Genomic DNA, 12659 nt, shown 5'->3' on the forward strand with positions numbered 1-12659 from the left:
CCTGGTTCATTTTCGTCTTCCGGCGCGGGCCAGGTAGGCGGCCAGGACGAGAGCCGCCGCCCAGGGAGCGCGGGAGCCGGTCTCCTTCCCTCCGCCGCGGCGGTTGGGTTCGCCGGCGACCTTGGCGTGGAGGGTGAGGTCCTGGTCGGCGAGGGTGCGCAGGATGCCGCGGGTCTGCTGGAGTGCTCCCGGTGCGGCGATGATGATGTCCAGGGCGGTGCGGGCGGCTTGTCGCTCGGAGAGGGTTTCGCGGGCGAGGCCGAAGATGATGGTGCGCAGGTTGTCGGCGAAGACGTCGGTGATGGACAGTTCCGGGCACAGGTAGCGGATGGATCCTTCGAGGTTGGCGAAGGATTTGCCGAGCAGGGAGATGGTGGGGCTGCTGCGGATGCCGCGGTGGGTGGCGTGGGTGAGGACGGCGGTCAGGGTGAGGCCGAAGTCGAGTTCGTCGAGGGAGGCGGAGGTGACCTTGGGTACGAGGCGGCTGATGTCGGAGCGGAAGCCGGCCAGGTCGGCCCAGGCGGTGGGGTGTCCCATCTCGGCCCAGGTCTTGGCCAGTCCGGCGCCGTCGTTGTCGGCGATGGTGAGCAGGGCCAGCACCAGGCTGCGGCTGGTGGAGCTGTCCATGCGGCCGACCATGCCCCAGTCGATCAGGTGGGCGGGCTCGCCGGGGTGGACGAAGAGGTTGCCGGGGTGGGGGTCGGCGTGGAAGTAGCGGTCGAGGAAGAAGCCGTGGTACATGAACGCCATCAGGTCGCGGCCGATGCCGGTGCGCTGGGCGAGGGTGAAGTCGCGCGGGTCGGCGTCGCGGATCGACGTCCCGGGGGCCAGGGACTGCACCAGCACCCGCCGGGTCGGCGGCATCAGCACCCGCGGTACGGTCAGGTGCTCGTAGGTTTCGGTCAGTTGCCGGGCCCGGCGCATGTTCGCGGCCTCGACGCGGAAGTCCGTCTCGGCCTCCATGGCGTCGAAGAGCACCTCCAGCATGGCGGGTACGTCCACCACCGCGGTGAACCTCGGCGTCGCACGCGCCACGAGAGCGGCCGCCCGGCGCAGCAGCCGCATGTCGTCGGCCATCACCCGCTGTGTGCCGGGCCGTTGCAGTTTGACGGCCACGGGGGTGCCGTCGGCCAGCCGCGCGCGGTAGACCTGGGCCAGGGACGCCGCCCCCAGCGGCAAGGCCGTGTCGAAATCCCGGAGCAAGCGCCGCCACTTGGGTCCCAGGTCCGCTGCCAGCACCGGCTCGAAATCCGAGAACGGCGCGGGAGAGACCCGGTCGTGCAGCGTCGCCAACTCCTCCAGCACGGCCGGCGGTACGAAGTCCGGCCGGGTCGACAACAACTGGCCGACCTTGATGTAGAAGGGCCCGAGGTCCTGAAGCGCCTCGCGCACGGCCCGCGCCCGCTCCTCCGCCCCGTCCCCCGGTTTACGGCGGGCCCGCGCCTGTTCGGCCAGCAACCGCCCCAGCACCCGGGCGACGTACCGCGCGCGCCCACCGGACACCTTCCCCCCATCCCCAACCCCGCCATCCCGTACCGCCCGACGCCCGCGTGGACCGGCCACGACGCCGAGCGCCGATTCGGCACACCGGCCTTCCGTTTCTCCTCGCCGTCCAGTGCACGCCATGCCGTCGTGGGGCAACAACCGCGCACCCACCGGCGCGCGAGGACGGGGAGGCGCGCAGGGCGCCAGGCAGCGGAGCGCGGCGGACCCCGAGTCCGCGCGCGCCCGCCGACAGCGCCGCCGACGCCGCGTCCGCCGTGCGCGGCGGCCGCCCGCGCCCCCGCGTACATGCGAAGCGGTTACCGCTTCGATCCCCATGGAGTGGCTGAGCGCCTGATCGGTAGCGGGTCATGGCCGGCCCGAATCCACTGCCGTACGCGCGTGGGCCCGCAGTCGCGGTTACGGGGCAGGGCGAGACCGCCGGCGCCGGGGGAGCAGGGACCTTGATGCGAAGTGCCATGGCGCAGTACGTGACGCGTCTCGCTCTCGTGGCCGTGGTACCGGCGGGCGTCAGTGGATGCGCGTCCTTCAGCGAGACCTACGTTCCACCGGCCCCCGAGGCGCGTACCGCTGCCGTCCCGCGGCCCCGGAACGGCACCACGAGTATGCCGCTGCCGAGCCTCTTCGCCGCGCTCCTCGCCGTGCTCCCCGGGCCGGACTTCTCGGTACCGCCCTCACCTGTCTGCGGTCCGCTCAGTCGGCCTGCGGAAGGCGGGCGGCCGTGATCAGTGCCCAGAGAGCCGACAGACCGCCCTTTCGTGCGGCGAGGCGGGCCCGCGGTCGTCACTCGGCGGCTCGTCCGGACGTCCCGGCGCCCGGCCGCCCCGCGGCGGTCCGGCCCACCGGAACGGCGGCGGTCGCACCGGTGTCAGTGTCCTCCTCCGGCCGGACGGCGTTGCTCACCGCCTTCCGGAGGTCGTGCTCCAGGTCCCCCGCGCGGTCCAGGAAGTCGTCGGTGAAGTCCTTCACGTCGTCCATCACGTCGCCGATCAGCCGGAAGAATCCGGTGCGGCGGCTGCGTGTGCCGGTGGCCATCGGCGGAGACCTCTCTCGTGTAACAGGGGGGCGTACGGGGAAGGTACGGCGCCGGGCCCGTCGTGACAGCTCGTGCCGGCTGGGGCTGTCGGCGGCTTCTTCCATCAAAGTCGCTGGGCCAGGGCCGGTACAGAGGCGCGAGCGGTCCTGGGGCAGCATCCGGCCCTGACCGGGAGGACGGGACGGCGCGGGGCCTGTTCCGACGGAACGCCGTGCCGCAAGGAGCCGCCCTCAACGGCCCTCACGACGCTCGTGAACGTGTCAGTGCTCCGGCGCGGACAGCCGGATCCGCCCCTGGTGGTGCGCTCCGGACGGACACCGCTCGCCAGGCGGACTGCCGTCCTCCGTCCTCGCGCCGCTGTGCCTCCTTTCGCCGGACAGTGCACCCTGTTTCCCGCATCCGGGCAGGTGAAGGCTGGGCATGCGAACGATGGACGGCATCCACCGTTGCCTCGCGGGGACAGCTCACTCAGCCGGCGTCGTGCAGGGGCCGGCCCGTGTCGGTCAGGCCGGGTGACGACATCGCGCAGCGCTCGTCCCCGCGAACCGCCGACGACCAACGAACGCCCCGAGCATCCCGCATCGCGGAGGTCTCCATGAAGAGTCCGTCGGAATATACGACGAAAGTACCGCAGTCTCTGACGGCCGTGACGGACCCGAAGGCGCTGCGGTCCCTGCCGGCCTCGGCACTGCCGTCGCTGGCCGCCGACATCCGCCGCTACCTGGTGGCGACCGTGTGCGCCTCTGGAGGCCATTTGGGGCCGAGCCTGGGCGTGGTGGAGCTGACGATCGCCCTCCACCGGGTCTTCCGCTCACCGCGCGACAGCGTCCTCTTCGACATCGGCCACCAGGCTTACGTGCACAAGCTGCTGACGGGACGCCAACAGAGCTTCGGACGGTTGCGGCAGGCGGGCGGGCTCTCGGGCTACCTCTCGCGGGAAGAGTCGGAGCACGACGTGATCGAGAACTCCCACGCCTCGACCGCTCTGTCCTACGCGGACGGGCTGGCCAAGGCCCGTGCGCTGGCCGGGGAGGGCGACCGGGCGGTGGTGGCGGTCATCGGCGACGGGGCCCTGACCGGTGGCATGGCCTGGGAGGCGCTCGACAACATCGCCGCATCACCCGAACGTCCCGTGATCGTCGTGGTGAACGACAACGGCCGCTCCTACGCCCCCACCACCGGCGCCCTCGCCGCCCACCTGGCCGAACTCCGCTCCCGGCACCCCGGCTCGGCCCCGGCGGGCAACGTGTTTGCCGCACACGGACTGGCCTACCTCGGGCCCGTGGACGGCCACGACATCCCCGCCCTGGAAACGGCCCTGCGCCAGGCCCGCGCCCTCGCCCGCCCGGTCGTCGTCCACACCGTCACCGTCAAGGGCAGGGGATACGCACCGGCGGAGGCGCACGAGGCGGACCGCTTCCATGCCGTCGGCGTCCTCGACCCCGCCACCGGCCTCCCCCCGCCCACCGCCACCCTCCCCGTACAGCCACGCAGTTGGACCGCCGTCTTCGGACAGGAACTGCTGGACCTGGCCACGGAACGCCCTGATGTTGTCGCGGTGACCGCCTCCATGCTCCGGCCCACCGGTCTGCACCCCATGGCCGTACGCCACCCCGACCGGGTCTTCGACGTCGGGATCGCCGAACAGCACGCGGTCACCAGCGCCGCCGGCCTGGCCCTGGGCGGCTACCACCCCGTCGTGGCCGTCTACGCCACCTTCCTGAGCCGCGCCTTCGACCAGGTCCTCATGGACGTGGCCCTGCACCGCCTGCCCGTCACCCTCGTCCTGGACCGCGCCGGCATCACCGGCCCCGACGGCCCCTCCCACCACGGCATGTGGGACATCAGCCTGCTCGCCCCCGTCCCCGGTCTGCGCCTGGCCGCACCCCGCGACGCCACCCGGCTGAAGGAACTGCTGCGCGAGGCCGTCACCGTCGACGACGGGCCGACCGCCCTGCGCCTGCCCAAGGCCACCGTCGGACTCGACGTCGAGACACTGGCCCGGATGGACGGCCTGGACATCCTCCACCGCAGTGCGGGCCGCCCGTTGGACGTGCTGCTGATCGCCGCCGGGCCGACGGCTCAGCCGGCGGTCGAGGCCGCCCGGATCCTGGAGGACGAGGAAGGCATCGGCTGCACCGTCGCCGACCCCCGGTGGATCGTCCCCATCAGCCCCGCTCTCCTCCACCTCACCGCCCGCCACCGCCTCGCCCTCACACTGGAAGACGGCTCCCGCACCGGAGGCTTCGGCAGCCTCCTCGCCCAAGCCTGCGCCGACGCCGCCGTCACCACACCCGTACGCAGCCTCGGCCTGCCCCGGACCTTCCTGCCCCACGGCTCCCGGGCCGCCCTGCTCGCGGACGCCGGGCTGGACGCCGACGGCATCACCACCGCGGTGCTGCGCGCCCGGACCGACTTCACCACCTACGACGTCACCCCCGCCATCGACCCGGTCAACGGCGCGCGGAGGCCGCGATGACCACCGACCTCGGCATGCCCGACCTGCCCCCCAAGACGCCGGAGCGCCGCCCGACCCGACGCATCCACGTCGGCGATGTCCCCGTCGGCGGCGGCGCTCCGGTCTCCGTCCAGACCATGACCACCACCCTCACCGCCGACGTCGACGCCACTCTGCGGCAGATCGCCGAAGTCACCGCGGCCGGCTGCGACATCGTCCGCGTCGCCGTCCCCTCCCAGGACGACGCCGACGCCCTGCCCGCCATCGCGAAGAAGTCCCCGATCCCGGTCGTGGCGGACATCCACTTCCAGCCCCGCTACGTCTTCGCCGCCATCGACGCCGGCTGCGCCGCCGTCCGCGTCAACCCCGGCAACATCAAACGCTTCGACGACCGGGTCGCCGACATCGCCAAGGCGGCCTCGGCCGCCGGAGTGCCGATCCGCATCGGCGTCAACGCCGGCTCCCTCGACCCCCGGCTGCTGGCCAAACACGGCGCGGCAACCCCCCAGGCGCTGGCCGAGTCGGCGTTGTGGGAGTGCTCGCTGTTCGAGGAGCACGGCTTCCGCGACATCAAGATCGCGGTCAAGCACCACGACCCGATGACGATGGTCGCCGCCAACCGCATCCTCGCCAAAGCCTGTGACTACCCGCTGCATCTGGGCGTCACCGAGGCCGGGCCCGCCTTCCAGGGATCGATCAAGTCCGCCGTCGCCTTCGGCATCCTGCTGGCCGAGGGCATCGGCGACACCATCCGCGTCTCGCTGTCCGCCCCGCCGGTCGAGCAGGTCAAGGCCGGCATCCACATCCTGCAGTCCCTGGGGCTGCGCCCGCGCAAGCTGGAGATCGTCTCCTGCCCCGGCTGCGGCCGCCTCCAGGTCGACATCCACCGCCTGGCCGCCCAGGTGGAGGCGGCCTTCGACGGTTTCCCGCACCCTCTGCGCGTCGCCGTCATGGGCTGCGTCGTCAACGGGCCCGGCGAGGCCCGCGAAGCCGACCTCGGGGTTTCCTGCGGCAACGGCAAGGGCCAGATCTTCCGCCAGGGGCGCGTGCTGCGCACGGTACCGGAGAGTCGCATCGTCGAAGCGCTGCTGGACGAGGCACTCAAGCTCGCGGAGACGACCGACAACGCCGGCCCCACCTCCGTGGGAGGACCGAACGCGGGGGACACGCCATGAACACGCCCACTCCCTCCACGCGCGGTATCGAGCTGGACCGGGCGAAGGCCACCGTCGAGGCGATCCTGGACGACTTCCTGACCGCCAAGGCCCGGTCCGCCGAGCAACCGGAGGCGGAGCGGTTCGGCAGCGTGCTCAGCGGCCTGCTCGATGCCGGCGGCAAGCGCCTGCGCCCGCTGCTGTGCGTCATCGGCTGGCACACCGCGACCGACGCCCAGGAACCCCCCGCCCTCTGGCACCTGGCCGCCTCACTCGAACTCTTCCACGCCTTCACCCTCATCCACGACGACGTCATGGACCGCTCCGCCACCCGACGCGGCAGGCCCACCGCCCACCGCGTCCTGGCCGCCCACTACGCGGGGTGCGGCCAGGCCCGCGCACGCGACTGGTTCGGCACCAGCGGCGCCATCCTCCTCGGCGACCTCGCCCTGGTCTGGTCCGACGAACTCCTCCACCGCGGCCACCCCACCCCCCGCCAACTCACCGCCGTCCTCCCCCTCCTGAACGCCATGCGCACCGAGGTGATGTACGGCCAGTACCTCGACCTGCTCACCACCGGACGCACCCCCGACCTGCCCACCGCCCTGACCGTCATCCGCTACAAGACCGCCAAGTACACCATCGAACGCCCCCTGCAACTCGGCGCGGTCCTCGCCGCGGCCCCGCCACCACTCCTGGCCGCCTGCACGGCCTACGCCCTGCCCCTCGGTGAGGCCTTCCAACTCCGCGACGACCTCCTCGGCGTCTTCGGCCACCCCCACCACACCGGCAAATCCACCCTCGACGACCTCCGGGAAGGCAAAGCCACCGCCCTGGCCGCACTGGCCCTCGAACGAGCCGGCCCCCGCGACCGCACCCGCCTCGAACAACTCCTGGGCGACCGCACCCTCACCGAGGAGGGGGCCGCCGAAGCCCGCCGCATCATCCTCGACACCGGCGCCAAACACACCGTCGAGCAAATGATCGACGACCGTTACCGGCAGGCCATGACCGCACTGCACCGCGCCCGGCTGCCCCACGACGCTGTCCAGGCCCTGTCCGCCGTCGCCGAAGCGGCCGTATACCGCGCGTCGTGAACGCCGCCCGCGCCTGCCCCGGCTGGACAGTGACGACCTGGAACGCCACCCCGCCTACCTCCGCATGGAACCGGAGGCCGAAGGCCGGACGTGGTGCCTCGAACGGGTCGTCGTCACCGTACACACCCCCGCCCCCGAGACCCCCGTCCCCGACACCGGCCCTGCGGCGTACACCCTCGACAACCCGGTGCTGGACGGCATCGCCGACGACCGCAGGGTCTGGCTCGGCGACCCTTACAGAAAGAGCATCGCGCTCCGCGTGGTCCCGACGGCACGCACCGAACCGGCCGGGCGACCGGGCGAAGGCCGCGAGAGCCGGCACGTCCCGGCGGAAGCCGCACCGGGCCGGGCCCACGCACCCCTTGGAGAGGAACCCGTGAACGACCGACCGTCCGCTTGGAGCGCGGGTCATCCGCCGGCGCCGCGCAAGGTCCTGCTCGCCGCCCCGCGGGGTTGGTGCGCGGGTGTGGACCGTGCCGTGATCGCCGTCGAGAAGGCCCTGGAGCAGTACGGCGCGCCGGTGTATGTGCGCCATGAGATCGTCCACAACAAATACGTGGTGAAGACCCTGGAGAAGAAGGGCGCGATCTTCGTCGACGAGACGTTCGAGGTGCCCGAGGGCAACATCGTCATCTTCTCCGCCCACGGCGTCGCCCCGGTCGTCCACGAGGAAGCCGCACGCGGGAAGCTGGCCACCATCGACGCGACCTGCCCGCTGGTGACCAAGGTCCACAAGGAGGCCGTGCGCTACGCGCGCGAGGACTACGACATCCTCCTGATCGGCCACGAGGGCCACGAGGAGGTCATCGGCACCTCCGGCGAGGCCCCCGACCACATCCAGCTCGTCGACGGCCCCCAGGACGTCGCGAACGTCGAGGTCCGCGACCCGGACAAGGTCGTCTGGCTCTCCCAGACCACCCTCTCCGTCGACGAGACCATGGAGACCGTCGGCGCCCTGAAGAACAAGTTCCCCAACCTGCTCTCCCCGCCCTCGGACGACATCTGCTACGCCACGCAGAACCGGCAGACCGCGGTGAAGAAGATGGGCGCCGAGGCCGACCTCGTCATCGTCGTCGGCTCCAAGAACTCCTCCAACTCCGTCCGCCTGGTCGAGGTCGCCCTCGGCGCCGGCGCCCGCGCCGCCCACCTGGTCGACTACGCCGAGGAGATCGACGAGGCGTGGCTGGAGGGCGTGTCCACCGTGGGCGTCACCTCCGGCGCCTCCGTCCCCGAGATCCTCGTCGAAGGCGTCCTGGAATGGCTCGCCGCCCGCGGCTACGAGGACGTCGAGACCGTCAAGGCCGCCGAGGAGTCCATCACCTTCTCCGTCCCCAAGGAACTCCGCCGCGACCTCCGCGCCGAGGCCGCGGCCAACCCGTCGCCCGCCGGGACGGCTTGAACCCCGGCCGTGGTAGCCGCGTCGGCCTACGGGGCGTTGGTACCGGGCCATCACCTCGCCCGCCCCGGACCCCGACCACGTCCTCCGCTCGCGCCACGGCCGGCCAGGCGGCGGGCCTCAGGTGTCGCGCCTGCTCGGCCGGGGCGAGGCGTACTCCGGTTCGGGGTAACCCCCGCTCGCGTCATACCGGATGCTGCGCCCCTCTTGGTACCACTGATTCATGCCGGTGAGGATCGTCTCCAGGGAGCGGGCATAGCGGTCGATCGTCTCCCTGAACGGTGCGAACGACGGTACTTCGAGCAAGGCCGCGTGGAGGTCGGCGGCCTCCTTCACGTAGCGGTCGTTCATCCTCATGACGTCCGCGCACGCGTCATGGAGCGACATGCCTTCCCAGTGGCGCAGGGCCAGGATGTGGTTGATCACTTCCGTCTCGCGATGAATCTCCCGGTCCAGCGAGAAGAGGTCGTTCTGCACCACGAACAGGCGGTGGTGCACATCGAGCAGCCGTTGCAACATCGGGTGCCGATAGACCACTTCGGGCAGCAGGCAGTCGTTCACCAGCTCGGCCATGGTGAAGTGCGGGCGCATCCCGATCGCGGCATCGTGGATGGACAGACCGTAGGCGAGGGACGGAAACACGCCGGCGAGCTTGTACGGCACTTCCTCCATCACCCCATAGGTGATGTAGCGGTGGAAGCTGTCGGCCAGTCGCTCGAACCAGAAGTCGGGCATCCCTGCTTTCCGGCACTCATCCCGCACCGCGGCGACTTGCCGGAACAGTCCCAGGTCTGTCGGAGTGGGCGGCTCGCCGAGCAGAACAGCGATCAGATGGTCCCGGATCGCGGCCATCTCGGTGGCCGGACAGAGTTCGAAGTAGTCGTCAAACACGGTGTGGAAGATCAGGAGGCGGCTCGCCAGGAGAACGGCCTCCACATCATCCACGGGGAAGATGTACGCGGTCACCTGGGTCAGCCCGTGCCGCTTGTACTTCTCCAGCGTATCGGCCGACAAAAACGTGTAGTCGGTGTCGTACCAGTGGCACTCTGCCGACAACACATGGTCTTTGAAAGGGCTGGGAACCCATGGCCACGGATAGCGGGGGACAGGGACCCCGAGGTGATTCTTCCACCCACCGGTCGATGGTTCACCGGAACCGGTCATGAGTGCTCCTCTCCACTGGATGATCGGGGGGCACCGCCACCGTCAGCATAGGATCGGCATTTCCCCTGGGACAGGGCGCGCGGACGGGCCGAATTCACTCCCGTCGGCTCCGGCGTAACGGAAGTGCGGACGGGGTTCCTAGCCGGCTGTGGGTGAATGTTAGGTATGCGCTGGAATTCCCGAGATCCGACCGACGGGCACGGCATCGGGACGGGACGCCGGCCGGGGGGTATTCGTGACCCGACCGTGAGGACGGTTCCGGGGGCGCGCAGATGGCTCAGGCGCGGGGCGCTCCGCGAAGATCGGGGGCCGTGCGGCTCACGACTCGCATGCTGAGCGCTCCTCGTGCTTCAGGAGGAGGCGAGTCGTCTTTTTACGCCGAGGCGGGGCGGGCAGGTCCGAGATGAAGGCTCGAACTTCCGACCACTGGATGCGATGGGAATGATTCGAAGGGCCGGTGTGCGGAGAAGGCGGGGCACCGCGCCCAGGGCGGACTAGCGGACCGCTACGCTTCCCGCCCGGATAACAGGCAGCGCGACAGGCACAGCGTTCTTCGACCGCGCCACAACGGCTCAGAGCCCATGCCGTCACGACGAGGCAGCGAGGTGAGGACGGCACCAATGGACCCGAGCGAGATGGCCAGGCTGCGTTATCCCTTTCCCAGCCTGATGAACCCCTACGCCGAGGCGTTGCAGGAGCACACCGACCGGGCGTGGATCGATGGGGAGTGGGCCGGCATCGTGCCGCCCGAGATCGCGGAAGGATTCAAAAAGGTCAAGACCGCCTACATGACGGCGTTCTTCTTCCCGTCGGCGACTTGGGAACGGTTGATCCCGCTGGGCCGGATGATGCTGTTCTCCCTCTATCAGGACGACGTGTACGAGCGCGCCACCCCCGACCTGGTCCGGCACCTGCGGCAGCGGACGGTGGCCGTCGCCCGGGGCGAGATCACCCCACGGGAGGCGGGGGTGCCGCTCGCCCGGGCGGTCGCGCAGATCCGCACCGATGCCCTCTCCTTCATCCCGCCCACCTCGGTAGCGCGGTGGGCCGACGACCTCGATCTGTACTTCCAGGGCCTGGAAGCCGAGACCAGGCACCTCGCGGCCGGCACCGTCCCGGGCATCGACGAGTACATGGCGATGCGGGAGAAGGCATTGATGATCCACCCGTTCCTGGCCCTGAAGGAGATCGAGACCGGAACCGTCCTGCCGGAGGAGATCCATGACCACCCCGTCATCCGGCGGCTGAAATCGCTCACCGTACGGATCACCGGCTGGTTCAACGAGTTCCAGTCCTACGACAAGGACATGCGCACCGGCATGGGCAACGTGAACCTCATCAACGTCCTGGCCCACCACCAGCGCATCCGCGTCGACCAGGCCCGCGAGGAGATGTTCGCCCTCCACGACCGCGAACTGGACGAGTTCGTGCGCCTTCAGCGCTCCCTCCCGGACTTCGGCAGCTGGACGGACGCGGTCGCCCAGCACGTCCACCACTTCAGCTTCGTGATCTCCGGCTGGCGAGGCGTCGACCGGCACGTCCACCGCTATGACCCCGAGTACTACCCCGACCAGGACGCCCTCCGCGCCACCGCGGGAAAGGAAGAGGACCTGACGTGACCGACGCCGACAGCCAGGACCCGACCGCTCCCGGCCAGTCCGACACCGGCGAGGAACTCGTCATTCCCCGCCTCACCTACCCGTGGCCGACCATCGACAGCCCGCTGGCCGATGCCCTCGATGAGGAGACCTTCCGCTGGTACGACGAAGACTACGCGGACATGTTCCCCGACCCGGCCGACCGGGAACGCTACCGCAAGCAGTTGCTCTCCCGGGTCACCCCGTACATGTTCCCGACCACCGACGACATCGACCGGTTGCGTCCGGCCGCCCGGTGGATGAACTACATCACGCTGATGGACGACTTCTTCGACCTCACCCCGGCAGAGGAGATCGCCCCGCTGCGCGACCGCATCTACCAGGTCATGACCGGGCGGGACGATCCAGGGCCTGACGAACTGGGCCTGCTGCGGCAGATGGCCGCCGCCCGGGAGGAGTTCCGCCGGTACGCGCCGCAGTCCTGGATCGAGCGGATGGCGCTCAGCTACTGGCAGTACATCCATTACGGGCTGATGGAGGAGATCGCGTTTCGCAGGCAGGGCGTCTACCCGTCGATCTACCGCTGCCGCATGATCCGTATGCACTCCATCGGCATGCGGCCCTTCGCCGACCAACTCGAACCGGTGACCGGCCTGCTGCTGCCCGCCGACGTCTTCCACCACCCGGTCATCCAGCGGCTCAGGGACCTTCAGGCGTGCGTCATCTACCTCCAGAACGACATCAGCTCCCTGTACAAGGAACTCGCCCTTGGGCAGAACGAGGTGGTCAACCAGATCCTGACCATCCGCCACCACCGCCAGGTGAGCCTCCAGCGGGCTGTGGACGAAGTGGTGGCCATGCACGACCGGGATGTGGAGGAGATGTGGTCCCTCCAGCAGTGCCTTCCCGACTTCGGACCCCACCAAGCGGCCGCGTCGAACTACGTGCGGCACCTGGGAATCCAGGTCGTCGGGCTGCAGAACTGGTACGACGAGATCGGCCGGCAGTTCCGGTACGACCGCGGCGGATTCGTCACCGCTCAGTACGGCCGCGAAGAGATCGAGATCAAGACGAAGACGTCGTACGTCAACCCCGACGGCACCCCCTACCGGCCACCGCGCATTCACGGACCCGGCTGGGAAGAGCGGCGCCCCGCCGAAGTGATCGACAACACCCAGCGCTACGTCGACGACAACGGCACCCCGTGGCAGGGGCAAGGCTGACGATGCGTCAGGAAGGTCGGCAAGTGGTCA

9 protein-coding genes are annotated in these 12659 nt (G+C 70.3%); 6 read left to right on the plus strand and 3 right to left on the minus strand.

The window, feature by feature from the left end:
• Nucleotides 1-6: 6 nt before the first annotated feature.
• Nucleotides 7-1503 (minus strand): ABC1 kinase family protein, encoded by a 1497-nt coding sequence (locus J7W19_RS28680; protein WP_210455400.1) that lies wholly within the window; start codon nucleotides 1501-1503, stop codon nucleotides 7-9.
• 783 nt (nucleotides 1504-2286) lie between these two features.
• On the minus strand, nucleotides 2287-2538 hold the full coding sequence (locus tag J7W19_RS28685; RefSeq protein ID WP_004954480.1) for a hypothetical protein: 252 nt from the start codon (nucleotides 2536-2538) through the stop codon (nucleotides 2287-2289).
• A 596-nt stretch (nucleotides 2539-3134) separates the two neighbouring features.
• On the opposite strand from J7W19_RS28685, the gene J7W19_RS28690 reads away from it, so the two are divergent.
• The 4 genes from J7W19_RS28690 (at nucleotide 3135) to J7W19_RS28705 (ending at nucleotide 8647) form a co-directional block, all read left to right on the plus strand.
• Nucleotides 3135-5018: a 1-deoxy-D-xylulose-5-phosphate synthase gene (locus tag J7W19_RS28690; RefSeq protein ID WP_051072765.1), complete on the plus strand. Its 1884-nt coding sequence runs from the start codon at nucleotides 3135-3137 to the stop codon at nucleotides 5016-5018.
• On the plus strand, nucleotides 5015-6172 hold the full coding sequence (gene ispG, locus J7W19_RS28695; RefSeq protein ID WP_004954471.1) for a flavodoxin-dependent (E)-4-hydroxy-3-methylbut-2-enyl-diphosphate synthase: 1158 nt from the start codon (nucleotides 5015-5017) through the stop codon (nucleotides 6170-6172). The genes J7W19_RS28690 and ispG overlap by 4 nt, the downstream gene beginning before the upstream one ends.
• Nucleotides 6169-7248, plus strand: a complete 1080-nt coding sequence (locus tag J7W19_RS28700) for a polyprenyl synthetase family protein (RefSeq protein WP_004954467.1) — start codon at nucleotides 6169-6171, stop codon at nucleotides 7246-7248. The genes ispG and J7W19_RS28700 overlap by 4 nt, the downstream gene beginning before the upstream one ends.
• Before the next feature lie 376 nt (nucleotides 7249-7624).
• On the plus strand, nucleotides 7625-8647 hold the full coding sequence (locus J7W19_RS28705; protein ID WP_051072766.1) for a 4-hydroxy-3-methylbut-2-enyl diphosphate reductase: 1023 nt from the start codon (nucleotides 7625-7627) through the stop codon (nucleotides 8645-8647).
• A 117-nt stretch (nucleotides 8648-8764) separates the two neighbouring features.
• Here the strand turns inward: J7W19_RS28705 and J7W19_RS28710 are convergent, their stop codons facing one another.
• Nucleotides 8765-9808: a terpene synthase family protein gene (locus J7W19_RS28710; protein WP_158688833.1), complete on the minus strand. Its 1044-nt coding sequence runs from the start codon at nucleotides 9806-9808 to the stop codon at nucleotides 8765-8767.
• A gap of 620 nt (nucleotides 9809-10428) precedes the next feature.
• On the opposite strand from J7W19_RS28710, the gene J7W19_RS28715 reads away from it, so the two are divergent.
• Both J7W19_RS28715 and J7W19_RS28720 read left to right on the plus strand, forming a co-directional pair.
• Nucleotides 10429-11427 carry a terpene synthase family protein gene (locus tag J7W19_RS28715; RefSeq protein ID WP_004954462.1) on the plus strand — a complete coding sequence of 333 codons (999 nt, stop codon included), beginning with the start codon at nucleotides 10429-10431 and terminating at the stop codon, nucleotides 11425-11427.
• The gene (locus tag J7W19_RS28720; RefSeq protein ID WP_004954459.1) at nucleotides 11424-12629 is read left to right on the plus strand and encodes a terpene synthase family protein; all 1206 of its coding nucleotides are present in this window, start codon (nucleotides 11424-11426) and stop codon (nucleotides 12627-12629) included. Before J7W19_RS28715 ends, J7W19_RS28720 begins: the two co-directional genes overlap by 4 nt.
• Nucleotides 12630-12659: the final 30 nt, after the last annotated feature.

This window comes from Streptomyces mobaraensis NBRC 13819 = DSM 40847 (genome assembly GCF_017916255.1).
Classification (GTDB): domain Bacteria; phylum Actinomycetota; class Actinomycetes; order Streptomycetales; family Streptomycetaceae; genus Streptomyces; species Streptomyces mobaraensis.